The 24,807-nt window shown below is 63.3% G+C and carries 40 protein-coding genes, 1 tRNA gene and 1 other RNA gene; 21 read left to right on the top strand and 21 right to left on the bottom strand.

What is annotated here, in order from left to right:
• Nucleotides 1-232: 232 nt before the first annotated feature.
• The 16 genes from KF733_04035 to KF733_03960 all read right to left on the bottom strand — a co-directional run bounded on the left by KF733_04035 (nucleotide 233) and on the right by KF733_03960 (nucleotide 10,744).
• Complete coding sequence (locus KF733_04035; GenBank protein QYK56655.1) at nucleotides 233-1,669, bottom strand: DUF935 family protein; 1,437 nt, start codon at nucleotides 1,667-1,669, stop codon at nucleotides 233-235.
• A 36-nt stretch (nucleotides 1,670-1,705) separates the two neighbouring features.
• Complete coding sequence (locus tag KF733_04030) at nucleotides 1,706-3,112, bottom strand: hypothetical protein (GenBank protein QYK56654.1); 1,407 nt, start codon at nucleotides 3,110-3,112, stop codon at nucleotides 1,706-1,708.
• Entirely contained in the window at nucleotides 3,072-3,869 is a 798-nt protein-coding gene (locus tag KF733_04025) for a hypothetical protein (GenBank protein QYK56653.1), read from the bottom strand. Before KF733_04025 ends, KF733_04030 begins: the two co-directional genes overlap by 41 nt.
• 8 nt (nucleotides 3,870-3,877) lie before the next feature.
• Nucleotides 3,878-4,237, bottom strand: a complete 360-nt coding sequence (locus KF733_04020) for a hypothetical protein (protein ID QYK56652.1) — start codon at nucleotides 4,235-4,237, stop codon at nucleotides 3,878-3,880.
• Between the two features lie 47 nt (nucleotides 4,238-4,284).
• Nucleotides 4,285-4,548 (bottom strand): hypothetical protein, encoded by a 264-nt coding sequence (locus tag KF733_04015; protein QYK56651.1) that lies wholly within the window; start codon nucleotides 4,546-4,548, stop codon nucleotides 4,285-4,287.
• Nucleotides 4,549-4,557: 9 nt separating this feature from the next.
• Nucleotides 4,558-4,845: a hypothetical protein gene (locus KF733_04010; GenBank protein ID QYK56650.1), complete on the bottom strand. Its 288-nt coding sequence runs from the start codon at nucleotides 4,843-4,845 to the stop codon at nucleotides 4,558-4,560.
• Nucleotides 4,842-5,243 carry a M15 family metallopeptidase gene (locus KF733_04005; protein ID QYK56649.1) on the bottom strand — a complete coding sequence of 134 codons (402 nt, stop codon included), beginning with the start codon at nucleotides 5,241-5,243 and terminating at the stop codon, nucleotides 4,842-4,844. The genes KF733_04010 and KF733_04005 overlap by 4 nt, the downstream gene beginning before the upstream one ends.
• A gap of 175 nt (nucleotides 5,244-5,418) precedes the next feature.
• Nucleotides 5,419-6,207, bottom strand: coding sequence for a hypothetical protein (locus KF733_04000; protein ID QYK56648.1), 789 nt, complete (start codon nucleotides 6,205-6,207; stop codon nucleotides 5,419-5,421).
• Nucleotides 6,198-6,512, bottom strand: a complete 315-nt coding sequence (locus KF733_03995) for a hypothetical protein (protein QYK56647.1) — start codon at nucleotides 6,510-6,512, stop codon at nucleotides 6,198-6,200. Before KF733_03995 ends, KF733_04000 begins: the two co-directional genes overlap by 10 nt.
• Nucleotides 6,509-6,859, bottom strand: a complete 351-nt coding sequence (locus tag KF733_03990) for a hypothetical protein (protein ID QYK56646.1) — start codon at nucleotides 6,857-6,859, stop codon at nucleotides 6,509-6,511. Before KF733_03990 ends, KF733_03995 begins: the two co-directional genes overlap by 4 nt.
• On the bottom strand, nucleotides 6,856-7,854 hold the full coding sequence (locus KF733_03985) for a hypothetical protein (protein ID QYK56645.1): 999 nt from the start codon (nucleotides 7,852-7,854) through the stop codon (nucleotides 6,856-6,858). Before KF733_03985 ends, KF733_03990 begins: the two co-directional genes overlap by 4 nt.
• 15 nt (nucleotides 7,855-7,869) lie before the next feature.
• Nucleotides 7,870-8,100, bottom strand: a complete 231-nt coding sequence (locus tag KF733_03980) for a hypothetical protein (GenBank protein ID QYK56644.1) — start codon at nucleotides 8,098-8,100, stop codon at nucleotides 7,870-7,872.
• A 14-nt stretch (nucleotides 8,101-8,114) separates the two neighbouring features.
• Nucleotides 8,115-8,492 (bottom strand): VRR-NUC domain-containing protein, encoded by a 378-nt coding sequence (locus KF733_03975; protein ID QYK56643.1) that lies wholly within the window; start codon nucleotides 8,490-8,492, stop codon nucleotides 8,115-8,117.
• A complete protein-coding gene (locus KF733_03970; GenBank protein QYK56642.1) occupies nucleotides 8,489-10,210 on the bottom strand; it encodes a DEAD/DEAH box helicase in 1,722 nt (573 codons plus the stop codon). Before KF733_03970 ends, KF733_03975 begins: the two co-directional genes overlap by 4 nt.
• Nucleotides 10,203-10,397 carry a hypothetical protein gene (locus tag KF733_03965; GenBank protein ID QYK56641.1) on the bottom strand — a complete coding sequence of 65 codons (195 nt, stop codon included), beginning with the start codon at nucleotides 10,395-10,397 and terminating at the stop codon, nucleotides 10,203-10,205. The genes KF733_03970 and KF733_03965 overlap by 8 nt, the downstream gene beginning before the upstream one ends.
• Entirely contained in the window at nucleotides 10,394-10,744 is a 351-nt protein-coding gene (locus KF733_03960; protein ID QYK56640.1) for a hypothetical protein, read from the bottom strand. The genes KF733_03965 and KF733_03960 overlap by 4 nt, the downstream gene beginning before the upstream one ends.
• A 699-nt stretch (nucleotides 10,745-11,443) precedes the next feature.
• Between KF733_03960 and KF733_03955 the strand changes: the two genes are divergently transcribed.
• A tRNA-Arg gene (locus KF733_03955) sits at nucleotides 11,444-11,512 on the top strand.
• 112 nt (nucleotides 11,513-11,624) lie between these two features.
• Here KF733_03955 and KF733_03950 read toward each other — a convergent pair.
• Together KF733_03950 and KF733_03945 are read right to left on the bottom strand one after the other, a co-directional pair.
• A complete protein-coding gene (locus tag KF733_03950; protein ID QYK56639.1) occupies nucleotides 11,625-12,227 on the bottom strand; it encodes a hypothetical protein in 603 nt (200 codons plus the stop codon).
• Nucleotides 12,224-12,436 (bottom strand): HTH domain-containing protein, encoded by a 213-nt coding sequence (locus tag KF733_03945; GenBank protein ID QYK56638.1) that lies wholly within the window; start codon nucleotides 12,434-12,436, stop codon nucleotides 12,224-12,226. The genes KF733_03950 and KF733_03945 overlap by 4 nt, the downstream gene beginning before the upstream one ends.
• Before the next feature lie 108 nt (nucleotides 12,437-12,544).
• On the opposite strand from KF733_03945, the gene KF733_03940 reads away from it, so the two are divergent.
• A complete protein-coding gene (locus KF733_03940; protein QYK56637.1) occupies nucleotides 12,545-13,180 on the top strand; it encodes a LexA family transcriptional regulator in 636 nt (211 codons plus the stop codon).
• Here KF733_03940 and KF733_03935 read toward each other — a convergent pair.
• Nucleotides 13,177-13,536, bottom strand: coding sequence for a hypothetical protein (locus KF733_03935; protein QYK56636.1), 360 nt, complete (start codon nucleotides 13,534-13,536; stop codon nucleotides 13,177-13,179). The genes KF733_03940 and KF733_03935 overlap by 4 nt on opposite strands.
• 334 nt (nucleotides 13,537-13,870) lie before the next feature.
• Between KF733_03935 and KF733_03930 the strand changes: the two genes are divergently transcribed.
• The 19 genes from KF733_03930 (at nucleotide 13,871) to KF733_03840 (ending at nucleotide 23,606) form a co-directional block, all read left to right on the top strand.
• Complete coding sequence (locus KF733_03930) at nucleotides 13,871-14,038, top strand: hypothetical protein (GenBank protein ID QYK56635.1); 168 nt, start codon at nucleotides 13,871-13,873, stop codon at nucleotides 14,036-14,038.
• Nucleotides 14,035-14,274, top strand: a complete 240-nt coding sequence (locus KF733_03925; GenBank protein QYK56634.1) for a hypothetical protein — start codon at nucleotides 14,035-14,037, stop codon at nucleotides 14,272-14,274. The genes KF733_03930 and KF733_03925 overlap by 4 nt, the downstream gene beginning before the upstream one ends.
• Nucleotides 14,274-14,609, top strand: coding sequence for a hypothetical protein (locus tag KF733_03920; protein ID QYK56633.1), 336 nt, complete (start codon nucleotides 14,274-14,276; stop codon nucleotides 14,607-14,609). The genes KF733_03925 and KF733_03920 overlap by 1 nt, the downstream gene beginning before the upstream one ends.
• Entirely contained in the window at nucleotides 14,606-14,827 is a 222-nt protein-coding gene (locus KF733_03915) for a type IV toxin-antitoxin system AbiEi family antitoxin domain-containing protein (protein ID QYK56632.1), read from the top strand. The genes KF733_03920 and KF733_03915 overlap by 4 nt, the downstream gene beginning before the upstream one ends.
• 47 nt (nucleotides 14,828-14,874) lie before the next feature.
• A complete protein-coding gene (locus KF733_03910) occupies nucleotides 14,875-16,323 on the top strand; it encodes an AAA family ATPase (GenBank protein QYK56631.1) in 1,449 nt (482 codons plus the stop codon).
• Nucleotides 16,324-16,327: 4 nt separating this feature from the next.
• Nucleotides 16,328-16,975, top strand: coding sequence for a host-nuclease inhibitor Gam family protein (locus KF733_03905; protein QYK56630.1), 648 nt, complete (start codon nucleotides 16,328-16,330; stop codon nucleotides 16,973-16,975).
• On the top strand, nucleotides 16,972-17,211 hold the full coding sequence (locus KF733_03900) for a hypothetical protein (GenBank protein QYK56629.1): 240 nt from the start codon (nucleotides 16,972-16,974) through the stop codon (nucleotides 17,209-17,211). The genes KF733_03905 and KF733_03900 overlap by 4 nt, the downstream gene beginning before the upstream one ends.
• 11 nt (nucleotides 17,212-17,222) lie before the next feature.
• The gene (locus KF733_03895) at nucleotides 17,223-17,438 is read left to right on the top strand and encodes a KTSC domain-containing protein (protein QYK56628.1); all 216 of its coding nucleotides are present in this window, start codon (nucleotides 17,223-17,225) and stop codon (nucleotides 17,436-17,438) included.
• On the top strand, nucleotides 17,435-17,863 hold the full coding sequence (locus KF733_03890; protein ID QYK56627.1) for a hypothetical protein: 429 nt from the start codon (nucleotides 17,435-17,437) through the stop codon (nucleotides 17,861-17,863). The genes KF733_03895 and KF733_03890 overlap by 4 nt, the downstream gene beginning before the upstream one ends.
• The gene (locus KF733_03885; protein QYK56626.1) at nucleotides 17,797-18,294 is read left to right on the top strand and encodes a hypothetical protein; all 498 of its coding nucleotides are present in this window, start codon (nucleotides 17,797-17,799) and stop codon (nucleotides 18,292-18,294) included. Before KF733_03890 ends, KF733_03885 begins: the two co-directional genes overlap by 67 nt.
• 94 nt (nucleotides 18,295-18,388) lie before the next feature.
• On the top strand, nucleotides 18,389-18,601 hold the full coding sequence (locus KF733_03880; protein ID QYK56625.1) for a hypothetical protein: 213 nt from the start codon (nucleotides 18,389-18,391) through the stop codon (nucleotides 18,599-18,601).
• Nucleotides 18,598-20,625 (top strand): DNA cytosine methyltransferase, encoded by a 2,028-nt coding sequence (locus tag KF733_03875; GenBank protein QYK56624.1) that lies wholly within the window; start codon nucleotides 18,598-18,600, stop codon nucleotides 20,623-20,625. Before KF733_03880 ends, KF733_03875 begins: the two co-directional genes overlap by 4 nt.
• A 21-nt stretch (nucleotides 20,626-20,646) precedes the next feature.
• Nucleotides 20,647-20,955 (top strand): hypothetical protein, encoded by a 309-nt coding sequence (locus KF733_03870; GenBank protein QYK56623.1) that lies wholly within the window; start codon nucleotides 20,647-20,649, stop codon nucleotides 20,953-20,955.
• Between the two features lie 12 nt (nucleotides 20,956-20,967).
• A complete protein-coding gene (locus KF733_03865) occupies nucleotides 20,968-21,564 on the top strand; it encodes a hypothetical protein (protein QYK56622.1) in 597 nt (198 codons plus the stop codon).
• Complete coding sequence (locus KF733_03860; GenBank protein ID QYK56621.1) at nucleotides 21,557-21,745, top strand: hypothetical protein; 189 nt, start codon at nucleotides 21,557-21,559, stop codon at nucleotides 21,743-21,745. Before KF733_03865 ends, KF733_03860 begins: the two co-directional genes overlap by 8 nt.
• A complete protein-coding gene (locus tag KF733_03855; GenBank protein QYK56620.1) occupies nucleotides 21,738-22,076 on the top strand; it encodes a DUF3850 domain-containing protein in 339 nt (112 codons plus the stop codon). The genes KF733_03860 and KF733_03855 overlap by 8 nt, the downstream gene beginning before the upstream one ends.
• A complete protein-coding gene (locus tag KF733_03850) occupies nucleotides 22,076-22,378 on the top strand; it encodes a hypothetical protein (protein QYK56619.1) in 303 nt (100 codons plus the stop codon). Before KF733_03855 ends, KF733_03850 begins: the two co-directional genes overlap by 1 nt.
• A gap of 18 nt (nucleotides 22,379-22,396) precedes the next feature.
• Nucleotides 22,397-22,639 (top strand): hypothetical protein, encoded by a 243-nt coding sequence (locus KF733_03845; protein ID QYK56618.1) that lies wholly within the window; start codon nucleotides 22,397-22,399, stop codon nucleotides 22,637-22,639.
• A complete protein-coding gene (locus tag KF733_03840; GenBank protein QYK56617.1) occupies nucleotides 22,560-23,606 on the top strand; it encodes a site-specific integrase in 1,047 nt (348 codons plus the stop codon). Before KF733_03845 ends, KF733_03840 begins: the two co-directional genes overlap by 80 nt.
• A gap of 366 nt (nucleotides 23,607-23,972) precedes the next feature.
• Here KF733_03840 and KF733_03835 read toward each other — a convergent pair whose 3' ends face one another.
• Both KF733_03835 and ssrA read right to left on the bottom strand, forming a co-directional pair.
• On the bottom strand, nucleotides 23,973-24,260 hold the full coding sequence (locus KF733_03835) for a hypothetical protein (protein QYK56616.1): 288 nt from the start codon (nucleotides 24,258-24,260) through the stop codon (nucleotides 23,973-23,975).
• Nucleotides 24,261-24,420: 160 nt separating this feature from the next.
• Nucleotides 24,421-24,771: a transfer-messenger RNA gene (gene ssrA / locus KF733_03830) on the bottom strand.
• Nucleotides 24,772-24,807 lie beyond the last annotated feature (36 nt).

The following is a 24,807-nucleotide window of genomic DNA, read 5'->3' as shown; positions in this document are numbered from 1 at the left end:
CACTACGCCGCAGGCCGAACCAGCGAATTTCTAGGACGGCCTATTAAATAAAATCTCTAGCCGCAGAAGTTTTCTGCGATGTAAGGACCCATGGTAAAAGCTTAGTGTGACAACAGAGATTTGGGTCGTAGTCCTACTACTAGTGCTCTATCGCGACAGCTTTCTACGTCTCTATTATCGGGGCCCGCAACGGCTCCCAAAGGAGGAATGTTTCAAACGTTTGAGACGCTATTCATCCCGCAGGCGTGAATAGCCGCCTGGCCTCCTCAGCCTGTGCCTGCTCTCGTAACGCGCGCTCGGCCTTATCCGCGGCGATAGCTTCCATGTCGCGCTCGGGGAGGCCGAGCTCCGCGTCAAGCTCTGGGAGTTGGGAATCGTGCACGTACCCCTTCGCGTACGCGTCCGCCACAGCCTGTAGCCCCTTCCACTTGTCCTGCTGCTCGACAGAGCCGAGGCTAAGGTATGGCGCGAGCTTTGCGTCGTCAGGCCCGAAATTCAACTCGACCAGCAAGCGGAAGAACCCGCCGACGACCTCTTCGATCGCTTGTCGCTGGTCTGAGACGCGCAGCCCCAAGATGTCTTGGCCGATGTCCTTGCTGGAGCGACTCTCGTGCTTCGCTTCGGTTGTGGCCTGTGCCGTTCCCAGGATCGCCTCGTGGATCTCGCGCTTGAAATAATCGAGGGCATGACGAAAGGCCTCGCCGTTGCTCTTGGCTTCGAGCATTTCGACCTCGGTGCCGGCCGGCACGGCAAGGGCCCACGCGTTCTTCCAGCCGAGCAGCTGGCCCAGCAGACGTCGCTGGGCCGAGGTCATTTTAGGGGCTCCCGAGGAGTCGGTCATCGGCGTCCCGTCAGCGTCGTACTGAGGGACCTCGCCGTTTTCGTTCGGGCTGCACTTCCCGATCACCTGTGGACTGCTGAACTTCCCGAGATATTTGAAGAACTCCGGCACGACCTGCGTGAGCATGAACCACGGCGTGTAGGCCGGGCGAAGCACCGACCGTCCTCGCGGGTCGCCGTCCCGCGGGTCGCGCGAATAGATGACGAACTTCTCGGGCGGCAGCATTTCCGTGACCTCCGCCTCGCTCGCAAATGTCATTCCGATCGTCGCTGACGTTCCGGTGTTCACCGGCAACACGCCGAGCAACCGGTCTTTGTCGTCGAGCACGTAAGCGAGCCGGCCAGCCGATTTCGGCCGCAAACCGTCGAGCACCCATCGGCCGGCGTCCTCGCCCTCGCCAGGCTTCAGGACGACCTCGAGCACCTTGCTGCCAAAAGCCGCACCGTCGAGAAGCGCTTTGAGCGATTCTCGGAACGTCGGGATAGACGCCTCGACCGACCGGCGCACGAATTGTGCGAGTTCCTCCGCCCGGTCTGCTGCAGCCACCTCTTCAGGGCGATCGGCCCTCCGCGCTGCCGGGGGCATAGCCACCGCCGGGGCGACCCGGTACCCTCCGCTGAGCGTGGCGAGCTTGTAGGTGTCGTACGCGCTGGCCACAGACGTCTCCCGCAGCATCCGCTCGTAAACGTCGCTCGGTAACTGCCCCGTCGTCACGTCGTCGATGTAACGGGGCGAGACCGCTCGAACGGCTGCATAGGCCGCCATCACAAAGTCTGGCGAGCCCCCGGTCACAAATTCATCGGCCAGCTGGTCAGGCGTGGGCGGCATCGGCGCCAACTACGGACTGTCCGTATCCCCTTTCTTTTATCCGAACACCGCGCCCTCGTCACCACTGGCCAGCGAGGCAAGACCGGAGAGCCCGATGCCGATAGAGTCGACCAAGTCTTTTTTGCCCCTCGGGAAGTCGACCAACTGCCTGATCGCCCGTGCCGACCAGTCTGAGCCGTCCTCGACGATCACAAACCGCCCGGCCGCGGCCATCGGCGACCAACCCTTGGCCCTCGCGAGCTTGTCCCTGTCGGCCTGGACGGGAACGATGGACACACCCATGAGGTCAGGCCGGCGCCGCATCCTCTGCACGAAAGAGAGCTGGTAGGCCACGGCTTCGACCGCAATGACCGAACACCGCGTCTTGCGCGCGTGCCGGGCGATCCCGTCCTCGGTGTCCGGAGCCTCTAGCCGCTCCCAAAACGGCGGGAAGAGGTAGTAAAGTCCGTCCGCGCCGAACCCGATCGGGATCCCGCACGTGTAGTCGCTCTGCGTGTTCTCGGTGAGAGCGAGGTCTACGCCCATGACCCGGCGGAGCATCGGGGGGACAAGGTTGATCGAACACCGCTTGAAGAACCACTCCTCACGGAATACGGCTCCGCCTGCCGGACGCGGCCGCTGCTGGAACTGTGCGAGCCAGTCGTCCTCGTCGAGCATGAGTTCCTTGATGCGCTCCTCGCTGAAGAGGCGCGGGTCGATCACCTCGCCCGGCCTCCGATCGTCAGTGACGACTCGCACGCCTTCCGGAACCGGGAAGGGTTCCGAAGCTCGCACGACGTCAAGGGCCAAGACGGTCCACTTTGCCGCGTCGGGCTTCGCCATCAGGAAGCCAGTCAGATCGTTGACCGCCAACCTCTGCATGACCACCACCTGGGCTGGCTTGAACGCTGTGTAAAGCTGCCGCCGGTTCTCCCACGTGTTGGGCCACCAACGCTCGACCTTGCTCCGTTTCGCATCGGACGCGACCTCTTCCCAATCTTTGTGGGGATCGTCGCAGATCCCGACGTGGTACCCGCGCCCGCGTATGGCGCCGCCGGCACCGGCCGCCCAGCAGGAACCTCCGCCGAGCGTCATCCACCGGCGCTTCGAGCGCATGCTCGGGTCGACCGTGCCTCCGCCATCGAGGTAGAGGTCCCTCGCCTCTTTGCTGATGTCGTGTGCAAGCTCGGCGCCGTAGCTTGCAATGCCGACGTCAAGGGCGGGATAGCGGCTAAGGAAGTAGGCCGGGAAGAGCCTGCTAACGATCTCGGTCTTTCCGACCCGAGGCGGCACGTTGATGATCAGGTTCTTGGTCTCGCCGTCGGCCACGGCCTGCAAGGCCCTGATCATCATTAAAGCAGGCCGGTGCCACAAGAAGTGGGGGCGCGAGCGCTTGCAGTAGTCGAAGAAGCTCTCGCCAGGTTCAGCCAGGCAGCCCTGGGCCTCGATCGATCTGTCGCCCATGAGCGTCTCCGCCAGGGACAGCGCCGAGTCTCGCAGCAATCCGCCGACCGATCTCGCGCCGCTGCTCAGGATCTCGCACCACCTCCATGATGTCCGCCTGAAGCTGGGCCAGGAACACCCTGAGGGTGGCAGCGTCGACGTGGGCGGCAAGGAACTGGCGGCGCCTGTGCTCCGCTGCCGCGATCTTTGCGCGCGACTCGGCCAAGGCCACAAGCTCCGCCCGACGCGAACGCTCTCCAAAACCGTTCGAGAGCATTTCCCCCAGTGCCGTAAGCCGCCCCTTGTCCACCTTCACAGTCTCCTTGGTCTCGCTGTCTGGCGCTAGCGCCCGGAACACGAGGATCGCTTTGGCCCACATCTCGGCGGGGGTCTCCGCAGCCAGCGCCTGCAACTCTTGGCTGATGAGGCCGTCGATGAGCGCGACGTCCTCCTCTAAACCGAGCAGGGTGTCGTCGGCAAGAGCCTCCTCGACGATCTCGGCCAAAGGGGCCGGCATGAACTTCGACCGCCTGCCATGCTTGAAGTTGGGGTGCGCCGCGCCAGCCGCGGCCTTTCCCTTGTGCATCCGGCAACGACCGTTCGGGAAACACTGGATCGATAGGCACCGCCTTCCGTCTTTCCGCTCGGCCCCGCACACCTGGTAGCGTTCCCCGCAAGCCGCGCATTCGACAAAGCAGGCCGCCGGCGGCTTGCCGACGACCTTGACGCGCTGCGACCTGCACTTCCGACAGGAGGCCGTCGCAAGCGGCCGGCGCATCTCCGGGCTTAGATCCGGGCCCCGACCGAAAACCCGACGCTAACGTCGGTCGGACGGCCCGCTTGGGCAAGGCCATAGACGCCGACTCGTGCGGTCAGGGGCGATCGGGGGTCGCGCCACACAGCCCACACCCCGAGCCCGGTGGCCGGTTTGCGGGTCTCGGTGTCGAAGGCCGCCACCAGGCCGTAGTCCCAAGCGATCGACTTACCGATTGGTCGCTCGCCAAAGCCGACGGCGGTCGAGACGTACGTCCTCCCGCTCGCCGTGTACGAGACGTCGACCACCGGCTGGACCGACTGGGCGTCGCACCCGGGCACAGCGAGCGCAATGGCGGCGATGAACATGGACAGGGTCAAGAGCTTTCGCATCGGGGGCCAATTACGGGCGTTGCTCGGCTTTTCGAGGCTCGCTCCGCTTAGCGGCCCTTCGCGATGTCTGTGTGCTTTACGAAAGTGTCCTCATCGTTCAGCCCTTGGGCGTTCTGAATGGCGAGGCCGGCCGCGTCGACCCCGAACGTGACGAAGGCAAGGATTGGGAGCAGGACTCCAGCCAGGGACACGAGGGCCTCGGCGAGCTTCGGGTCTTTGACGATCGAGACGATGAAGACCGCGACCACGGCCAGCAGTGCCGCCACCAGTTGTTTGACGAGGGCCACCGGAAGTCGGTAGTGCCTGAGCATGCCGCCCAATTACGGCTTCCGACTCGTGAGCGACTCCCTGATCCACCTCACGTCGGCACGGGTGTCGGTGACGTCGGTGCTCAGGCTTTCGAGCTTGCCGACGAGCGAGTCGATTTTTGTCCGGACCTCGAGCTTCTCGGCCTTGAGCTGGTCGACGTCGTACCTTAACCCTAGCGCGAAAGAGACGGCTGAGGCCGTCAGGACGACCAGCCCGCCGACCAGCCACGCGGCGAACCGGCTCCACTTCTCGATACGCTCGAGCCGTTCAGCCAGTTGGGCCTCGGTGGACTCGCTCACGCAAGAAGCCTCCGGACAGTCTCGTCGGCAAGCTCGAAATGCATGGAATCTTCACGGCTAAACCCTCTCCCCCAGTACCAGCCCGCCGCATGGAAGTATTTGTAGACCATCAGTAGGCCCACCTGGCAACGCTCGTCACCCATCCTGTCAACGTCCGCACCATTGAAGGTCAGGTCGATCGCAGTCCCCCATGAATGGTTAGAAAGCGCCCGGCTAGATCCCCGCACGTAGCGGCAACAAAGCATCCCCGCCGTCTGGATTTGCTCGAATGCGTCCCTTTCGTTCTCGCGGATCATCGCGAAGACACCCCGTAGCGATTCAACCGCGACGTCAAGGCCACGGACTCGCAACCCTCTGAACTTGGCACGCTCGGACGACTCTATCAAGGTCGCAGTCACAATCCGATTGGCGATTCGCGGATTTGTCGGTTCTCTGCACTCTTGGGAATAACCGTTTCGCGGATTACCCAGCAACTCGCGCAAAGTGGACGGTTTGCAGGGCGACAGGCCCGAGTTGATCCATTTCCGATTTGGTGCTGGCACCAGTGACGCCATATCGGCCATGCCCGCCCAATTACGCGGGCTGGTCTAAAAGGCGCTCGGCCAGTAGCGTCTTTACGGCCACAAGCACGGGCTTTGGCACCCCGGCGGTTACCGACCGCGGCCGCTCGCCGCTTGCGAACGCTTCAGCCAGTGAGTCAGTCCAGGCAAGGAACCCAGCCACAAGGCTGTCTTGCCACTCTGGCAAGCCGACCTCTCCCGGGTCGAAAAGGGAGGCCTGTCTCGCCGAGGACCAACGGACGAAGGCGGCGAAGTCTTTGCTCCGCGCTCGTCCCGCGCGGATCTCTTTGACGAGCCACCAGCCGAGCACCTGCTCGACCGTCGACGCGTCGCCTTGGGCCACGAGCCTGCGCAAGCGGTCGGACTGGGCGCCGGCCGTGGCAGACCAGTGCGAAGCGGACGGCAAACGGGCGATCCCGGGGTCGTTACAGCCGACCCGGTCGCCAAGCGGCCCGTCGCCGTCGTCCCGGTCAAGGGACAGGGCGTCGCGCGAGGCTGAGCGCGAAACAGTCGCTTGGCGCCTGGCCTCGTCACAAAAAGCTCGCCTCACCAAAATCTTGGTGTACGACTCCACTTTTGAGCCCCTTCCCGGGGTGTAGGTGCGAGCGGCGAGGACACAGGCGTGGAGCGCGATCGCATGGGCGTCCTCAAGGTCCACGCCCGGGATACGGAAGTCGCGCGCCTCGTGCAGGCACACGTCCCAAAACGCTTGGACGAAAGCCGCCTCCGCGTTACGGTCGCCAAGCTGGGCGGCCTCTGCCAACGCCTTCAGGCGCTCTTCGGAAAACCCGTTCACCACCACCAGACCTCCGGATAACGGTCACAGGTCGCCACGTCCAAAACGCCCTTGGCCTTCGCCAACGCGATCGCTTCGCTCGAAGTGACGACGACCGGGCGAAAGCCGTCGAACCCGGCAATTCGACAGTAGAGCCCTCCTGCCTCTTCGGTCGTGAACACGGCCAGCCCAAGGCGACGGGGTTCGACCTGGCCGGTGAACGCATGGCGCGTGCCGTCGGTCATGACCACCCAAACATCAGGCGGAACCTTTAGCCCGGGATCGGCTTGGAGTTGCGCGGTCCCGTCAGGACAAGTCTTCAGCGCGCTCACGCGACCACCGCCGGCAAAGCTACCGCCCCATCCTTGGCAACCCGCTTGAATGCGAGCGTGCCGGGTTCGACCTCGCGCCAAACGAGCACCGTAGAATCCTCCTCTGCACGAAGGCAAGCCCGGCCCAGTTCGGCCGCGGACGGAAAGTCGCCTCCGGTCGCGCAGAGCTTGCGGACCGCTGCGACGAGGTGCGACTGGTCCTCTACCCCGAGGTCGGCAAGGGCCTCGGCGTAGACGCTCGCCATCGCGGCCAGCTCTCGGGGCTCTTTGGGCCAACGTCCGTAGTCGGACAATCCGGCCAACCTGAGGCGAGTGAGCTGCTCCAGCACGTCCTTGGCCGTGATCACGACGCTGCCTCCCGGAGATAGCCGAGCGCCTCTTGCACCTGGTTCACGAGCCCAGGCTTCGGGCTCGAACGGGCAGCCCGCTCAGCGTCGATCTCGCGCTGCCTCCTGAGCCTGCGCCAGTCCGGCTCCCGCCTGCCTAGCCAGTCGCGAAGGGCCCGGACGGGGTCTTGGTACGGCCGCTTTCGCTTGCCGAGATGGAATTCGGCGAACGCCTCGACGAGAGAGGGCCACAGCTCGTCCCAACCGTCGGTCCCGAACGTCGCAATCGCCCAGGCTACCAGTGACTCGCAACGGCCACGGTCTGGCGGCGGGTACCACGGTCGGCCACCGTGCTGGATCGTCGCCACGGCCTCCGCAACCTGACGGACCTGGTCACATGGATCGAGCCCCAGCCACCAGGGCGGCTCCTCGCGCACGAGCCCGCGCACGCCCGAAGGGTTTCCTGGCTCTGGCTCTGGCTCTGGCTCTGGCTCTGGCTCTGGCAGGCGATAACTTTCTCGATCCGTTCGAGAATCTTCTCGAATTTTCTCGACGCTGTCGCGATTTAAGCTTGATGGTTCGCGACGCGTCTCGACATCGTCGAGAACTTGGCGAGGCTCATCGCGGCCCGATCGCGAATGTTCACGAGCCACCCCCTTTCTTTTCGAGAACGGTTCAGATCCGTTCGCGAACGTTTCGCCTGCGTTCGCGAGCGACTTCTTGACCGCCTCGTCGGCGTGCTCGTGCCAATCGTGGACGAAGTACCGACCGTCGCCGCAGTGGTCTAGCCAGCCAGATGCCGAGAGAGCCGTAAGCAGCGCCTCGCCGCCCTTCTCGAAGCGCAGGACGTAGGCACAATCGTCGAAGTCCGACGCGCTTACAGCCCCGTGTTTGCGGTACTTGGCCACCCAGTGCCAGAAAGCCTCCAACAACCCTAGTGCGGCCCATGGCGGTGCCTCGATCGCTCGCGCGAGCCGCACAGTCTTTGGATGTTCAAAGACCCCGCGCTTAGCCACGCGGCACCTCCTCGCCTACGCTGGTGGAGCGGGATAGTCCTCGACGATCTGCTGGAACATCCAGCGGACCGCGCGGGCCTCGGTCGAGTCGAACAGGTTCTCGTCGCTGTCCTCGATCATTCCCAGAATCAACCTGGCAGCGGTTGGAGAGAGTGTGACAGTGATCACTTCGTCTTCCTTCCAGGAAGATGCTTCCTCCATCAGCGAAGCCGAGGGTGCGTATTGGCCCGGATTGTCGTTCGGCACCGCCAAATGTTACTTCAGCCATCCGTCCCTCCCCGTAATGCCGTGATGAGCTTGCGGCACTTTGACTCCGCTTCTCGAAGCCGCGTCTTTGATGAGAAGGCGAGGGCGGCCTCAAGGGCCTCTACAGGCCCCGTCGCAACTCGGTAGCGCCCCTTCTCCACAGCTTCGCGCTGCTCAGGAGAGAGGCACCCGCCAGGACGCTTGACCTCGATCCCGAAACACATCATCTCGCAGCGCGGGTGCCAGACGAGGAGGTCGGGGATTCCCTTGGAGACTCCGCTGGCGCCTTTCTGCCTCCATGCCGACGTGTGCTTAACGTCGAACCCGGCTAGCTGCAGAGCCTCGACGATCGATTCCTGGACTTGCCGCTCTCTTGGGACGGGCTTTTTCATGAAGCCCTCCTGCGGTCAGAGAACTTCCGCTCGAGGAAAGCGTTCACCTCGCCGGCAGTCATCGCAGAGATCTCCTCCTCGGCAAGGCCGAACTTGCGGAGCCAGTAGAGCTGCTTCTCGCTCTTAGTCGTCCGCGAGCGCCACGCCGCGTCATGACGGACCAGCGCGCCGACACCGGGCCAGGTCTCCTCAACGATCCGGTCGGCAGCCCTGAATGCCGAGGCCTCGTCGTCACCGACGTGCACGGTCTTTACCGGTCGCTCGGCGCTCGAGACGGCCACCATCCACCGACCGAGGGTGTCAGACGCCAGCGAGGCCTGCCGCTTCGTCTCCTTGCCGTCGCGCGACGCTCCCGCTGACAGGACGAACCGACCGTCGCCAACCGGCATCCAAGCGAGCCGCGAGTTGCGGGTCACCTCTTCGGGCGGCCTGAGCTCGCTGAGGATATCGATCTTCTGGACGATCCCCGGCAGGCTGTTCAGGTCAAACTTACGCAGGGCAAGGCGAGCCTTCACAAAGTCTGGCAGGCCGTCGAGCGCCATGACGGTCTGCTTCATCGACTCGCCTTCTCCCGAGTAGCCTTTCGGGATCCCGAACACGTCGGGCACGCTCGCGAGGCTCTTGCCGTCGCTCGTGCCGAGGACGTCGATGACGATGCAGTCCGACTTGCCTTGTGCAGTGCGGAGCCCACGCCCGACCATCTGCACGAAGAGGGCCCAGCTCATTGTCGGGCGTAACAAGAGGACGCAACCGATTTCCGGGCAGTCGAACCCCTCGGTCGCGACCTCGCAGTTGGTAAGGACCTGAGTCTTGCCAGACTTAAAGCGGGCCATGACCGCGGAGCGTTCCTCTTTCGCCATGCCACCGTGCACAAACTCCGCGCGGACGTCGTACGCCTGGAAGACGTTCGCCATGCGCCTGGCGTGGTCGACCGTCGTGCAGAAAACGATAGTGCGCCTATCGCTCGCAAGCTCTCGCCAGTGCTTGAACGCCTCAAGGTTTTCCCCGTCTGTGTCGACTAGCTCAGCGAGTTGGCGGACGTTAAAGTCGCCGCCCGTCTTTTTGACACCGTCGAGCGAGTATCCGGCGGCGACCCTGAAAGCCTTCACGTCACAGAGCCAGCCCTCTTTGACCGCCCAGACGATGTCGTAGCTGGCCACGACCTCTTCAAAGATCGCCGACTCGGTGCCATGGAGGGGCCGGTTGTCCATCCGGTGCGGGGTCGCCGTCACGCCGAGCAGGAACGCGCCACCGTCCTCGAAGCAACCGAACCTCCGCAGCGCGTGCATGTATGTGTCGGCCGCGGCGTGGTGCGCCTCGTCCACGACGACCTTCGTCGGCCGGAACCAGTCAAGCCTTGCCGAGCCCTTGCGGCCGACCCCGGCGACGCTCGCCACCACCGTGCTCGCGCCACGGGGAGCGTGGTCCGAGCCGATGTCCGCCCAGGCGTCGAGCCCGGCCTGGCTCCGAAGGCGCTCGACCGCCTGGCCGATCAGTTCCTCGCGGTGGGCCAGCACGAGCGTCTTGCCGCCCAGGCCCTCTTCCCTGCGGGCGAGCTCCGAAAAGACCGTCGTCTTGCCCAACCCGGTCGCAAGGACTGCCAAAGCCCTTTGTCCACCACCGTCACGAAAGCGTTCCACCGCCTCTACCGTCGCGTCCTGGTAAGGGCGGAGGGTGACCGCCTGCCGCTCCCCTACGGGCGCAAAGAGGTCAGTCAAAGCGCACCGCCGCGACGACCATCACGGCCCAAACTAGCGAGCACGTCACGAAAATCGGGAAGACGACCCTTGAGGGGGTATCCAGCGGACAATCCGCTTCGAGCACACCGAGGACGGTGCAGACCCAGGCGAAGAGGTTGAACGCTACGGCGACATACCCGAGTACATAGAAAGCGCACTGGTTCACTGCTTCCTCCGCGGCAGGTTCAACACGCACGTAAGCTTCCGACCGTCCTCGGTCGCCGGGCAGTCGACCGACACCGTGATGAGCGTTTTATCCGGCAACTCAGGGCAAAGCGCCAGAGCCAGCCGCGTGATCCCTTTTGACATCCCGTTCTTGCTGACCACGCTCTGCCCTTCCTTCCCCGCGAGCAAACCTATCTGGCGCGTCTCCGGGTCGGCATAGACCGTGACGGCCACGCCCTGGCCCGGCGTAGACCCGAGGAGCCGCAAGGCAGCAGTGTTGAACACCAGGCCAAGCTTCTTTGTATAGCGGACTGCCGGTGGAAGGCTCTTCTGCCCCCTAGTCGGCATGTCTCTGACGAGGCGCATCATCGGTCACGGGCTCCTGCCAGTCGACCGGCCTCTTCCTTGCCGAGCCTGGTCAGCCTGTAGCCCACTGCCAGCCTGCGGCGGGCTAGCTCCCTCTTCACGGGCTCCCTGGAGTCGGGGGGCAAGGCAAGGATCGCGTCGAAAAGGGTCTTTCCGGCGTGAACGGACACGAGGACCCTCTCGGCATTGGTCAAAGCGCGGCCCCCCTGCCTGTGGCTGGGACGACTCGCGGAGGCATGGCGGCTTGAATCAGGCTCTTCATCGTTCCTTCGACCGGTGCTCGGCCTCTTCCCTCGGCGACGGGCGGTAGTGTGAGAGCCGGTCTACACCCCAGAAGACTAGGAGAAGGGCGACGGCGGCGATGGCCGGAAAGTACTCGGCCGGCGTGGCTAACGACATTTAGCCCCCTGACCCGCCGTTTTCCACAACAGCTTGTGGAAAACGGTTGGCAATCTCAATGCGCGAGTGCTAAAACACTTGCGACCATACAGCCTTCGGACCCGTCCGGTAGCAAAGAGCCCCGACGCGAGGCGAAACGCGTGGGGCTCGAAAAACCGTCGTAGGGCGACGGTAGGCACCGACTTTAGACGGGTCGTCGGTGGAGCGGGGCTCACGTGAGCAGACGCGCCACAACCCTGGTTCGATGCTCGCCCCAGCCCTTCAAGGTTTGTCAGGCAGAACGCCCCCGCCGATGGATCGGGCCCGGGATTCGAAGCCAGGGGACTGGGAGTTCGAGTCTCCCCGGGGGCGCTCTGCCGTTCTACTCGGACGCCGTTGGACGGCGCCCAAGAGTTTTCTACACCTTCGAACCTTATGAAGCTGACAAAAGCTGTGGAAAGCTCCAAAAGCTGGGTACAAGGTCTCATCGGTGCACCCCACCACCCATGGGCCTGAAGTATTCGGGGGGGGGCAGTTGCCCGGGCGCGACGGCCTGCTCTTCGATATCGATCTTGGTCTGGCCGGTTCGCCTCTCGTAGGACGAGACATACGACATGAGCAGCGACGCTTCTCCGCGATAGTCGCCGTGGCGACCCAGCACAGCCGCAAACTCCTCGACGTCGTGAGGCTTGATCCAGTACCTTTCCTCACCTTCGTCATCGACCGTTAGTTCGAAGTGGCAAAGTTCGTGGTCGACGACCGCCTCACGCAGCCTCTCGTCCGCCTGGTTCCAAAAGTCGCGGAACACTCGCATCACGAAGACGTCGCCGGGCGATTCAGACATTTCCGGTGGCACGAGGCCGACACTAAAGAACGCACGGCATGCAAGCCAGGCTTGGAATCCAGATAGTTTGGAGGCGGTCGCCCAAGCGGTAGCGCCCCTCACCGTTTCTTGCCTGTCGCACAGTGCGTAGAGGATCCGGGCGTGCGCCAAGTCTTGGTGGTGCGACAAGATGAGCGGCCTGGCCACTCGCGCGACTTCCGCGGAAGCGGCCCAAGCGGGCGCTGCCGCCACCTTCTTCTTCACGCCGCCCCTTCCCGCGAGATCCGGTCGGCCTCGCGATCGTCGACGTCACCCAGGTCGGTGTGGACTTGCCGTAGGTCTTGGCGGATCGTCTCACGCGACACTCCAAGCCGCTTGGCGATCTTGGTCTTCGGCACCCCGAGGCTGCTTAACTCCTGGGCTTGCCGTCGTCTCTCCTCACGACTGTATGGGCCGCTCGCATCGTTTGACATAGCTGTCAAGTAAATTACCCGAGATTGCCAAATATGTCAATAACATTGGCCCCGGCCTGGGATAAGTTTTTCGCTGTGGCCCGAGAGGACGGTGAAAGACTGAGGGTTGTGCGCAAGCGGCTCCGGCTGACCCAGGCGGAAGCCGCCGCCATCGCTGGCGTGACCAGGTCGGCCTATGCCAACTATGAGACGGGCTATGCGCCTGTGCCAGACGGACTGGAAAGGCGCCTGCTCCAATCGGGGTCTGAACAGGTCAGGCTCGAGCGCTCAGAGGTAGGGCCGCCAATGATCCCGGTCGGGTTTCCACTTGTCCGCATGCCGTATGCTGGCGATGTGCCAGCCTCAGGCGAGTGGGGCGACCCGCTCGAGGCTGTCGACTTCATCGAGCTAGACGTCCGCTATGAGCATCCGAAACGGTTCGTCACGAGGATTGTCGGGGACAGCTGCGCCCCGGCGCTTTTGCCCAATGACCTCGCGATTTGGCACGCCGACCTTAACCCTAGCTACAACAAGATCGTCCTCGCCCAAAGGCGCGCCGACCACGGGCCGACCGTAAAACAGCTCGTCTGGGACGCGCAGAGCAACCGTCCTGTCCTTAAGCCGATCAACCCAAGCTATGATTCACCGGCCGACGGCGAGGGATGGGGAGTCATAGCACGCCTCGTGGCTGTAGTGAGGCGGGTGGAAGGCCTGGAGAAGACATGGCTCCTAGCAGAGGGCCTGCGTCCGGAGCACTTTTATTAACGCTTGCCGACCGTTACGCTGACGTCGAACTCTGGCACCGAGACATGGGTAGGGTTGTTCGGGCGACCGCTGCCGTCGCTGTCCAACAAGACCCGCCAAGGACTTGACCGCCCTGCGAGCTCAAGGTTCCCCCTAACTTCCCATCGCCCTTCGACCACGTCGATGCGCTCGTGACCGACGAATTGGACGCCTTTAGCATTGAGGGCGGCTAACACCGCTATGCGACCCCGTTTCGCCGCCTCTTCGGTCTTGGACGGCTCCGTGCGGGCCGGCTCCGAGCCGTAGCGGGCATCGACGTCCGGCCCTGAACAACCACAAACGCAAAGGAGTAGGAGGCTGAGACCTAAGGGGCGCATCTCTTACAGGCCCTATACCCGCTCTTGACCGCTTCCGAGCGCTCGATCGCGATCTTGCTTTTCTTAAGGAACGAACAGCCTGAACGGTGGTAACAGTCCCCGGTCCGCGTGATGTAGACCGTCTCCGCAAGCGGTGCGGCACCGACCGTCGCGCAGAGCAACGATAGGACGACTAGCCGAAAAGCCCTCATAAGGGCCAGTCTTGTAGCAGGGCTTTAAGGACAAGCGCCCCAGTATTATCGCTGGTTTAGTTGTCAGCATTGTCAAACGCATTGTCATTTGTGACAATAATGTCCGTGTGCCGCCGCTAAAGCGAGTGGCACAGGACTGAAAAATGAAAGACAACACCGACAGGCCCGTCCTGGTCGTCGTCGTAAACGGCGGACGGCCTCCTTTCCCCGGCGCCCCCGGCGCCCGAGACCGAAGCCGCTCTGCCAGTGCCAAAGAACGGACGCTCCGCCTCCACTCCGCCCGGTCGGACAAGTACGGGAGGGCCGCGTGAGCGCCCTAAAGAAGAGCTTTTACGCAGGTCCGGCGTTCACGATGGCCAAGCGCACCGAAGTGGACTGGATCGTCATCCTTCGCCGGAGGGTGATCGGCATGGTCACATGGACGGGGAGCCATCGCTGGGTCGTTACCGAAGTGAAGGACGGCAAGCCTGACGGCAAGGCTTACCCCTCGATGCGACAGGCTGGGATCGCCGTGCTGCGGCTCGCCGGCCCGGAGGGGGGCCGGTAATGCCGGTCGTCGTCCACGCGGTCGTCGCCGAGCTCCTCCGTGACCTGCACGACTGCCTCACTTTCTGCGTGACCTCGTTGGCGCCACACGGCGCGTCTGCCTCCCGTTCGCCCCAGGGCTACACGGTCGAAGCGGCCAGCGTCCCCGCCAAAGACGGCGCCTCGACGGAACGGCGTGTAAGCGTGCGGCTTGCCCCGGGGTGGGGCCCTGAGGCCGCGGCCGAGGCCCTGAGCCTGGCTCAGCAGAGTATCGCCCGTTATGTCGCCGTCGCTGGCAGCGACGTTTCGACGTCGTGCGACCGCGACTTCCTGACGGTCTCTTGGAGGGTCTCTTGAGCCGCCTCTACTGGAAAGCCCTAGACGCCGCCGTCGTCGAGCGAGCGGAAACGGCCTCGGCGGTTTTCACGGCCAGGGACATCGCCGCGCTCTTGGGGATCGGGCCCCCGCTCGCCGGCCGCTCACTCGCAAGGTTGCGGAGGGACGGGAAGATTGTCCAAGTGCGCACGGTGGACGGAGTCGCCTATTACCGGCTCAACGAAGGGGGCGCAGCGTAATGGCGTTCCAAATCAAAAAGCTGAGCAAAAGCCGGAAGAAGATCAGAATGGCCATCTTTGGCCCGACCGGCTGCGGCAAGACTTACACCAGCCTTGCCCTCGCGCGCGGCTTGGTCGACGAAGACATCCTCGTCATCGATACTGAGCGCAAAACGGCTGGCCTGTACGCAGAGGAGCTCAACTACGACGGCCGGATCCACGTCATTGACGACCTGCCCAACTTCAGCCCCGAGACGTACACCGCCGCGCTTCAGCAGGCGGCGACGATGGGGTTCAAGTGCGTGGTCATCGACTCCCTGAGCCACGCCTGGGAGGGTGCCCTTGAGGAGGTCGACAAGGCTGCGCAGCGCTCTAAGAGCGGCAATTCCTTCGCCGCCTGGAAAGAGGTCACACCCATGCACAACAAGATGGTCGACGAGATCCTCAAGTTCCCCGGCCATGTGATCGTGACCATGCGCGTGAAGACCGAGTGGGTCATGGAGGACGTGAACGGCAAGAAGGTGCCCCGCAAGGTCGGCCTTCAGCCCAGGCAGAAGGACGGAATCGAATACGAGTTCGACTTCACCGCCTCGATGGACCAGGAGAACAACTTCGTGATGGACAAGACTCGGGCAAAGGCGTTCACCGGGTTCGTGGAGAAGCGACCTGGCGCTGACCTCGCGGCAAAGCTGAGGGGCTGGGCCGAAGCCGGAGGAGAGCCGGACGAGAACCTGTCCGACCCGCTGCTGGCGCTGAAGGCCTTCAACGTAGAGCAGGCGTCGGTGCAACGGCTCAGCGAGCTGTGCCGTGCCAAGGGGCATAAGTTCAACGAGACGGTGGTCGCCGCCTGGAACTCGGGGCATCGCGGTCAGGCTGGGCTGGCCGCCTACATCGAGGCGCTGGAAGACCTCTCGGGAAAGCCCCGCGACCACCAAGAACCGTCGGCGAATGGCTCGCAAAGCTCGCCAGTCACGACTACGACTGCGACTGCGACGAGTGCGCCGCCGCCTTCGACGCCTTCGGGCCGAAACACGACTGACCATCCCGGCGCGACCTGGCTAAGGGACGCGCTTAAGCTTAAACCCGCCGACCTGGCGAAGTTCAAGGAGGCCTGCAAGGCAAAGGGCCTGAATTGGAAGGAGGAGGCCGCGCGCCTTGCGCGCCACGTCGCCACACCAATCGACCTCGACTTGTTGCTCGACAGCGTCGGACGCTCGTTCGAAGGGACGCTAAGGGAAGAGGGGCACGAACCATCGCCGGCCAGCGAATCCCAGGTGGCAAGGATCAAAGCGACCTGCGAAGGTTTCGGCTTTACCGGAGAAGACCTGAATCTGATCGTATGGGAACTGTCCCACGACGAGGTCGTGCCTGTCCCGGCCGAGTTTCCAGAGATGGACGCTGGCCAGGCTGACAAAGTCTTGGCCGCCCTGACCGTTGCCGACGTCGCCGCGCAAGCGCTCGGCCGCGCCAAGGCAGCCGTCGCAGAACACAACGGACAGGGGGTGCTCGTTGGCTGAGGCCTTGAGCGACCTCCAGTCTGCGCTGCCCGTGGACCCGGTGCTCACCGACGACGGCCTCTGGATCGACCCGGAGACCGGGGAGGTCGTCGGAGAGGCCGACGGCACCCCGGCCGAGCTCGACGAGCAAGGCGTAGAGGCCGCGCTTCGACGGATCCTGCGCGTCCGCACCCGGCTCCGCACCGCGGCGGTAGCCAGAGAGGGTGCGGCCGCCCAATGCGACGACATCCTCCAGCGCGCGATGGACGAGGCGCGCCAAAGCCCTGAGTACTTGGAGGCGGCCGCACTGGCCGCCCAGGCGCAGCGCGTCGCGGAGAAGGCCGCCAAGGCCAACGACTGGCTGACTGCTGCTTATCTGCCGATGGTCGCTGCCGACGCGCGGCAGAGGCTGAAAGGGAAGGCTCGGAGCTTCGACTACCTGACCGGACGGGTCTCCTTCCGGACACAGCCCGAACGCTGGCTGGTCACTGACGAGCCAGCCGCTTGCGAGTGGCTCGAAAAGAACGGCCAGGCCCAGGCGGTCAAGAAGGCCGTCGCGAAGAGCGAGCTGGCGAAGATCAAGGACGCCCTGGCGTTCGACGACCCGGACGGAATCGAGTACGTGCCGCCGAGCGAGACAGTGGAGATCAAATTCCCGGAGGTGTCCCAGTGAGCGCGAATAAGGGCCTCGTGACCGCATGCGTGAAAAACGTCGAGGGCGTGAGGTACCTGCAGGGCGCGGACGTCAAGGGCAACCAGGTCAGCCTGAAAATGCTCGCGATCGACCGTCTCCAGGAGACGAAGGACGGGCAGACGATCGTCATGGCGAGGGGCGACACCCGCGTCGTGCACCTTCCCGACCCATACATCCACGTTTACCGGCTCGTGTTCGGAGGGGACCCGCAGTGAGAATGCTGCCCTTGAAGTCTGTGCCGATCGAGTCGGTCGGTTACGACCTTGACGGCCAGGTGATGCACGTGAGGATGCACTCGGGCGCGGTCTACGGATACTCGGACTGCCCTCCTGTCGAGTTTGTCCGCCTAGCCATGGCCGACGCCCCTGGCGCCTATTTCCACGCCAATATCCGGGGCGCCTATCCCACATCGGTCATCCCGACCTTGCAGGTGGAATCGTGAGCGAGAAAGGCGTCGTGCTCGCGACGGTGCTCGCGGCCATATTGGTCGGGATCGCCCGTTTTCCTGCAGGCAAGCAAGGGGCTCCGCCTCATGCCGCGGCCTTGGAAAAACCCGCGCCTCCACTGATCCGGACGATGTCGGTCTACAGCGACCGCTACGAAGGCCGTAAGACGGCAAGCGGCGATCGATACGACAAATGCGGCGTCACGGTCGCCAGTAACGAGTGGCCGCTCGGCACGAAGCTGGTGCTCTCCCTGGGCGGCCGCTCCCTCACCGTGCGGGTGAACGACCGGATGAGCAAGAGCCTCTCAGCCTCGCGGCTTGGCGCCCGCTCAAGGGTCGACGCTAGCCACGAGGTATGGCGGAGGCTGACGAACGGTGCAAGGCCCGGACTCCGAAAAGTCTCGGTGGAGGTGGCACGGTGAAAGACACCGTCTTCTTGGTGTTCAACCGGCGCGACGTCAATAGAATGTACAAGAAGCGGCCTCCAGCTGGCCAGTTGCATACAGGGGAGAAGGTCGTAGAGCTTACGGTCATCGCCGACGATACGCTCTGGGCCCCAGAGCCACGCTTCACGGCCGAAGTGAGCGTTACGCCGCCGAACATTGCGGGCTCGGGCTCGGTCGCTATCGATCCAGAGATCGTGCCCGAATGGCAACCCGACCCAGCAGCCGCTACGGTCGCGCAAATTGCAGGCGAACTACTGGACCGGTGCCTTAACACTAACGATCAAAGTCTGAAGGCGCTTGCGCTCAGCGCGCTCGATCGAGCACGCGCCCATGGCGTGCGTGTCCAAGTCACGGTACCGGCGTCACTTTCGGAGGCGGCAGTGGACAGCCGGGAGATGGATGGCTGAGCGCACCTTCTCCAATGACGAGCTTGTCAAGTGCTTGCAGCGCGAGCTAGCGATGAGAGAGCGGGTCTACCCTCGACTCATAGCCACATCTCGAATGACTCGGCAGAAGGCAGACGAGGAGATTGCAATGATACGGCAAGCGGTCCAGGCGCTGAGGTCTGCCCAGCGGATCGCGGAAGCGTCGAGCAGGTTGGCGTTCACACTGGAAAGAGAAGCGGAGCTCATCGCCAGGTACGACAAAGCAGCCGCGCACAGTATCCAGACAAGAGCGAAGCGCCTACGGGAGGCTTTGGAGGCTCAGGCGTGAGCCTCTTCCTGCAGCATCTGCTAGACGTCCATGAAGAGCTAATCGTCGACCTCTTCGCTGGCGGTGGCGGCGCTTCGGCCGGGATTGAGCAGGCGACCGGGCGGATGGTCGATATCGCCATCAACCACGATCGCGAGGCGGTCGCCCTTCACCAAGCCAACCATCCCCAGACGTTGCACCTTGTAAGCGACGTCTTCGAGGTCGATCCCCGAGAGGTTACAAGGGGGAGGCCGGTCGGATTCCTCTGGGCGAGTCCGGACTGCACCTACCACAGCAAGGCAAGGGGCGGCAAGCCGATCCGCCACGCCAACAGCAAGCGCCGCGCGCTCGCCTGGGTCGTCACTCGATGGGCAGGAACGGTCAGGCCGCGCGTGATCATGCTCGAGAACGTCGAGGAGTTCGCCGACTGGGGGCCGCTCGTCGGCCCTCCCGATGCGCTGCGACCGTGCAAGCGCAGGCGCGGAAGGTCGTTCCGCCGCTGGGTCAAGTCGCTGGAGGAGCACGGGTACGAGGTCGAGTGGCGGGAGCTCAGGGCTTGCGACTATGGGGCGCCGACCATCCGAAAGCGGCTCTACTTGATCGCCCGCTGCGACGGCCGGCCGATCGTCTGGCCCGAGCCGACCCATGGCCCGGGCAGGGCCAAGCCGTACCGTGCCGCTGCGGAGTGCATCGACTGGTCGGAACCGTTGCTGTCGATCTTCGCCACGCGCGAAGAGGCTAAGGCGTGGGGCAAGGAGCTCGGCAGGCCATCGCCGATCCGCCCGCTTGCCGAGAAGACGATGCGCCGCATCGCACGAGGGGTGAAGCGGTTTGTACTCGACAATCCGAAGCCCTTCCTCGTCACCCTTAACCACGGGGGCGACTGGCAACGGCCATGGGACATCTCCGAACCGATGCGCACGGTCACCAGCGCAAGGGACGCGCACGGCCTGGTCTCTCCGTTGCTCGTGCCCCGCTACGGCGAGAGGAAGGGCCAAGCACCTAGAAGTCGGTCCATCGAAGAGCCGTCGCCGGTGGTCGTCCCCTCTGGCAACGGGGCCGGACTTGTCGCCGCGAGCCTTAGTAGTTACCACTCCGAGAAAGGGCCGGACGATGTTCGCGGATGCGAGGTCGACGATCCGATCCATACCATCGACACACAGAACCGCCACGCGCTGGTGGCGGGATTCCTCGCCCAGCACAACGGCGGTTTCTACGATTCAAGGAACGGGGCCGGTCGGCCGCTTGACGAGCCAAACGGAGCGGTCTGCGCCGACGGATCGTTCCAGAGCCTGTGCGCTGCGACCCTGATCGAACAGCACGGCACGGCCGACGCTGCCGAGATCGACCGGCCACTGCAGACTATCTCTGCAGGCGGAAGGCACCATGGCTTGGTTGCCGCTCATCTTGCGACGAACACCACCGGTCATAGCGGAGGAGCCGCGGACGCCCCAGCCCCTACTATCGCGACGGGTGGTCACCACGCTGTGATTGCCGCTCATTTCGTCACGAACAACAATTCGAGGAGCCCTTCGTACGGCGCTGACCAGCCGTGCCATACGGTGGTGAGCGATGGAGCCAGGCACAACCTGGTCGCGGCACACATCCAGCGCGACTTCGGCCAGAGCGTCGGCTCTCATGCCGGCGATCCGATTGGCACGGTTACCGGGGGCGGGCAAGGAAAGGCGGCGCTAGTCGCTAGTTTCCTTGCCAAGTACCACGGCACCGCTACCGGGGCCCCCGTTGACGAGCCAGTTCACACCGTCTCGACTTGCGACCGATTCGGCTTGGTCACGGTCGATATCGACGAACAGACCTTCGTGGTCGACGACATCGCCATGCGGATGCTCCAGCCGCGCGAGCTCTACCTGGCCCAAGGCTTCCGTCCCGGTTACATCATCGATCGGGGCGCAGACGGCAAGCCGCTCACAAAGACCGCGCAAGTCAGGATGGTCGGCAACTCGGTCAGCCCGCCCGTGGCGGAAGCACTCGTCAGGGCGAACGCTCAGAGCCTGATCGTCCGCGACTACCGGAGGACCGGCTGAGCCGTGATCCAATCGCCCCTCATGACCCAAGCGGTAACCAAGGCAGGGCGGGAAGCGGCCGGCGAGGTGGAATCGCCCGCGAGCCTCGCCGACCTTCACCGGGCATGGAAATCGAAGCTGAGCGGCCCGCAAGGGCGGATGCTCACCCGACTTATCGATCATTACCCGGACGGGATCCACCGTTCGGCCCTGGCGACGGCAACGGGCCAGAGCGCGACGTCTTCGAGCTATCGGAACAACCTAAGCAAGCTAAGCGGGCTCGGGCTCCTTCGTTATATCGGCCCCGACGTCGTCGCCACGCCGCTCCTTTTCCCGGAGGGGCTTAGGTGAAGGAGGGCGGCAATGGCTGAGTACCCGATCATCTTCAGCGGCCCTATGGTGCGGGCGATCCTGGACGGCAAGAAGACGCAGACAAGGCGTCTGGACAAGAAGTGGCTGAAGGTCAAGAAAGGCGACCTTCTATGGGTTAAGGAAACGTGGATGTCATTTGATATTGACCACGTTATTGATGACAAATGCGCGTATAAGGCGTCCACGAGCCTTGAAGGGGAAGAGACCAGGCGCGAATACATCAGGCTTGGGCGAAACTACCAATGGCGACCGTCAATCTTTATGCCCCGCCGCTTCTCCCGGATCACGCTGGAGGCGACCGAGGACGCCTATGAAGAGCGGTTGCAGGACATCAGCATCCGGGATGCGCTATGCGAGGGAATTACTTGCCCACTTTGTGGCTACACGTCGTTAGACGCCGCTCGTTACTTAGACCATGACATCTGCATAAAGAATTGGTTAACCGACCGGGGGTACACAGAGGACCACGGCGCGATTATTGCTTTTCGAGACCTGTGGGACTCCATCAACGGCAAAAAGCGCCTTTTCGCTGATAACCCCAAAGTCGGGGTACTCACGTTCCGGCAAGTGGAGGGCGGCAATGGCTGACGTCGCGTCTATCGCCCGGTGTGTCTTCGGCATCTTCTTGGTCATTTACGGTGGCGCGTCCCTATGGCTATCGGTCGTCCTGTGCGGCGAAGCCAAAGAGGGTGTCTGTTTCCGCCTTTCCGTCCTCGGGTTCTTAGCCCTTATCCTGGCAGAGATCATGAGCGGGGGCGGCAATGGCTAAAGTCCACGTCCTTAAAACCTCGCGGCCCTACTTCAAATCGGTCAAGGCCGGCAATAAGCACTTCGAGATCAGGAGGAACGACCGAAACTTCAAGAAGGGCGACCGCCTTATTTTGGTCGAGGTCACCAGCTTAGGCGCCACAACGGGGCGTTATATCGACGTCACCGTCGGCTATGTCTTGCAGGACAACCCCGAATTAGGGCTTGCCGAAGGTTTCGCCGTCTTATCGCTTAACCCGAGTCGCACCCTTTGCCACGCGCCAAGGGCCAAGACCGACCGGATGATCGGGATCGTTCCGGAAGCCACGGAAGACGCAGAAGGGGATGATTAGTGAACCAAGCGCTCACCGACTCCACCGACGTCCTTTGCGGGCTGCCGGAGAGCGCCAGCAAGAGGGCCAGGCGGCTCGTCGTCGTCTCGGGCCTGTACCAGATCGAGGAGCAGCTTCCGGGCGGCTCCTGGGCCAAGCTGCCGCTCGACGACGCGCACCTCGCGCTGGTCCATCGTTGCGTACAGCTTATGGAGGCGCTCGCTGCCTGCAACGCCAAGAACTGTGAGCTGCTGGGAGAGAGCGTCCGTCCGCACCGGCTTTGCCGGGGCTACCTCAAGCACATTCGGAAGGTGGCGTTCTGAATGGTCTCATCGCCTCTAATGACCCAATCGGAAGCCATGGAGTACCTGCGGGCGACCCGCAGGCGCTTCACGCGCTACCTGGTCGAGGGGCGGCTGCACCGGGACAAGGAGACCGGCCTTTTTGCCAGAAGCGAGGTCGAGCGGCTCGCAGACGAGATCGTTAGGAGGATAATCGCCGATGATGAAGCCGAGGTGGGACGAAGCCAATCGGCGTTGGGAAGCCAGCGTGGGCTCGGGCAAGTCGCGAAAGTGGTTCCGTAGCAAGGTCGAGGGCGAAGAAGGCTGCGCTATCGTCGAGCGAAAGATGGCCGAGTACATCGAGGGCCCGCCCGACCTGCCGCCGGGATCGCTCGCCGAGTTCGTCCAGACCGTTTGGTGGCCAGTCCTCAAAACGCCTGGCCGCACGACCTTGGCCACGCGGAAGGGCTACAAACGAGCTCTCGACAAGTGGATCGCGCCGCTTCAGCCATTGAAGCTGGTCGACCTGCGCCTCGAAGTACTTCAGCCCTGGGTGGCGTCTCTTACGGAGCAGCTCGGCTCGGCCAAGTCTGTCCATAACGTCTTCGGCGTCTTAGCCTCGGCGATGGAGCTCGCCCACAAGACGGGCCGGATATCTCACCGCGACCACCGCCTGGTCGCCCTGCCTGAGACGGAAGCCTTCGTGGCCACTACGCTGGATCCGGCCCAGTATCGGCAGCTCCTCGATGCGGCAGCCGGCAGCGACATGGAAGGCCCGGTCTTTGCGGCCGGCACCCTCGCTCTTCGACGGGACGAGGTGTGCGGGCTAAAGATCCCGAACGTCGAGCTGCTCGAGGATCGGGCCGTCGTTTCCGTCCGCTTCAACCGGCAGCCGCACGGTGAGGAAGAGCGGCTCAAGGGCAAGAAGCGTGGCCAAGCGAGAGTCTTGGTCGTCCCCAGGCCATGGGGTGAGCGGCTCCTCGCATTTGCACCCGAAGGCGCTGTCTATCTCTTCTGCCACAAGGGCAAGCCCGTCCATCCCGAATGGGTCTCAGAACAGATGCCAGAGCTCTGCAAAGAGGCCGGCGTCCCTCGAGTCCGCTTCCACGACCTGAGGCACTCCGCGGCTACGAACCTCCGGGCCGCCGGTGTACCCGAGACCTTCATTCAGCGGGCCGTGCTGGGGCACTCCAGCATAAAGACGACGATGCTGTACCTCGAGGATCGAGGAGATGAGATGCTGGGTTATTTCCGCAGGCTCGGCGGTTAGGACTGGCCCTTTTGTCTTCCGAACCAATAGGATCCCCACGCGAGTCCGCCTCCTCCACAAATGAAAGGAAAGGAGTTCGAAACTATATCCTTATGACCCATTAGAACTAGCGCCGTCGCAACGCCAAGCACGACAAGGAAACCGGCAAACGCCAATCGGTACTTTTCCTGCTCGTTGTCGCGTACTCGCTTCAAATCCGCAGACATGCTCTCAAGCCACTTCTCGGTGTGATCTCCCGACCAGGTGCGTTCAATTGGCGGCTCGTAAGGAGACTCCAAACTTAGGCTTTCGGCAAGAAAGCTGGCCGCAAACTCCTTTAGTTCGGCGCGAGTAACGGCCTGCTCGTCCGGACTTTCACCTGAATTCTTACTTGTTTCGGCCGACAGTGGCTTGTTTGACATAAGAGAACTCGCGGAAGCTCCTTGAGTAGACCGCCTTCAGTGTCTTGCGCCGTTGGGGACTTAGGGTGAACGTTGAAGCCATCATCCTCGCGACTGCGCGAGATGTGAGTTTTTCGGCCGCATGCGCATCGATCAGCCCAGCCATGGACAACCGGCTGACCAGAGCAACCACGCGACGCGCACGTTCTCGCTCTTCCTTCCTGCCAACCTTCGTCAGCCGCAGAATCTCTAAAATCCGATCCGTGTCTGGCATTTGTCCTTATATCGGTTTACGATCATTGCCCTCTGGAGGGTTCTGATCGACCTATAGCATTGCATAGGATTTCACATGAACGACAAGCAAAGCTTTGTCTAGGGGTGACAGCTCAACGGGGTTTGACTGTCACCCCTAGCCCAAGGCTAGGTTCAAAAGCTGGTGGAGGCGCGGGGAATTGAACCCCGTTCCAAAATCGTCGCCGCATAGGTCACCACGAGCGTCTCCTCTAGAAGAATTCGGCGGGGCCCTACCTAGAGGCCCACAAGGCTTCCGCCTAGTCCGGTTTAGTTTAGAAGGTCAGGCTACGGACCGAAGCCCTTCCTTCGAGCCGACTTTTGCGACACTGGTGGCGGACCCCGTCAGCAAGGTTCCGGTCAGCGCACTGCTAATTAAGCAGCGTAAGCGAAGTTGTTGTTCGCGTTTACTTTTTTGCCGCTTTTTACGAGGCCAGCGGCTCCTCGGCTCGCAACCGGTGCTCGATCCGACCCTGTCGAACCCTTTCGCCCCCAGTCTTCCTTAGTATATAACGTTGGCTGGCCCAAGG

The organism is Fimbriimonadaceae bacterium, from assembly GCA_019454125.1.
Classification (GTDB): domain Bacteria; phylum Armatimonadota; class Fimbriimonadia; order Fimbriimonadales; family Fimbriimonadaceae; genus JALHNM01.
The sequence above is the reverse complement of the archived record's forward strand: the minus strand, read 5'-3'. Positions and strand labels throughout refer to the sequence as shown.

Coding starts and splice junctions, on each gene's coding strand:
- KF733_04035 (QYK56655.1), bottom strand. CDS start 1,669: ATGCCGCCCACGCCTGACCAGCTGGCCGATGAATTTGTGACCGGGGGC.
- KF733_04030 (QYK56654.1), bottom strand. CDS start 3,112: ATGGGCGACAGATCGATCGAGGCCCAGGGCTGCCTGGCTGAACCTGGC.
- KF733_04025 (QYK56653.1), bottom strand. CDS start 3,869: ATGCGCCGGCCGCTTGCGACGGCCTCCTGTCGGAAGTGCAGGTCGCAG.
- KF733_04020 (QYK56652.1), bottom strand. CDS start 4,237: ATGCGAAAGCTCTTGACCCTGTCCATGTTCATCGCCGCCATTGCGCTC.
- KF733_04015 (QYK56651.1), bottom strand. CDS start 4,548: ATGCTCAGGCACTACCGACTTCCGGTGGCCCTCGTCAAACAACTGGTG.
- KF733_03975 (QYK56643.1), bottom strand. CDS start 8,492: ATGAAAAAGCCCGTCCCAAGAGAGCGGCAAGTCCAGGAATCGATCGTC.
- KF733_03960 (QYK56640.1), bottom strand. CDS start 10,744: ATGCCGACTAGGGGGCAGAAGAGCCTTCCACCGGCAGTCCGCTATACA.
- KF733_03945 (QYK56638.1), bottom strand. CDS start 12,436: ATGTCAAACGATGCGAGCGGCCCATACAGTCGTGAGGAGAGACGACGG.
- KF733_03935 (QYK56636.1), bottom strand. CDS start 13,536: ATGCGCCCCTTAGGTCTCAGCCTCCTACTCCTTTGCGTTTGTGGTTGT.
- KF733_03930 (QYK56635.1), top strand. CDS start 13,871: ATGAAAGACAACACCGACAGGCCCGTCCTGGTCGTCGTCGTAAACGGC.
- KF733_03920 (QYK56633.1), top strand. CDS start 14,274: ATGCCGGTCGTCGTCCACGCGGTCGTCGCCGAGCTCCTCCGTGACCTG.
- KF733_03910 (QYK56631.1), top strand. CDS start 14,875: ATGGCCATCTTTGGCCCGACCGGCTGCGGCAAGACTTACACCAGCCTT.
- KF733_03885 (QYK56626.1), top strand. CDS start 17,797: ATGGCGGAGGCTGACGAACGGTGCAAGGCCCGGACTCCGAAAAGTCTC.
- KF733_03880 (QYK56625.1), top strand. CDS start 18,389: ATGACTCGGCAGAAGGCAGACGAGGAGATTGCAATGATACGGCAAGCG.
- KF733_03870 (QYK56623.1), top strand. CDS start 20,647: ATGACCCAAGCGGTAACCAAGGCAGGGCGGGAAGCGGCCGGCGAGGTG.
- KF733_03865 (QYK56622.1), top strand. CDS start 20,968: ATGGCTGAGTACCCGATCATCTTCAGCGGCCCTATGGTGCGGGCGATC.
- KF733_03860 (QYK56621.1), top strand. CDS start 21,557: ATGGCTGACGTCGCGTCTATCGCCCGGTGTGTCTTCGGCATCTTCTTG.
- KF733_03855 (QYK56620.1), top strand. CDS start 21,738: ATGGCTAAAGTCCACGTCCTTAAAACCTCGCGGCCCTACTTCAAATCG.
- KF733_03845 (QYK56618.1), top strand. CDS start 22,397: ATGACCCAATCGGAAGCCATGGAGTACCTGCGGGCGACCCGCAGGCGC.
- KF733_03840 (QYK56617.1), top strand. CDS start 22,560: ATGAAGCCGAGGTGGGACGAAGCCAATCGGCGTTGGGAAGCCAGCGTG.
- KF733_03835 (QYK56616.1), bottom strand. CDS start 24,260: ATGCCAGACACGGATCGGATTTTAGAGATTCTGCGGCTGACGAAGGTT.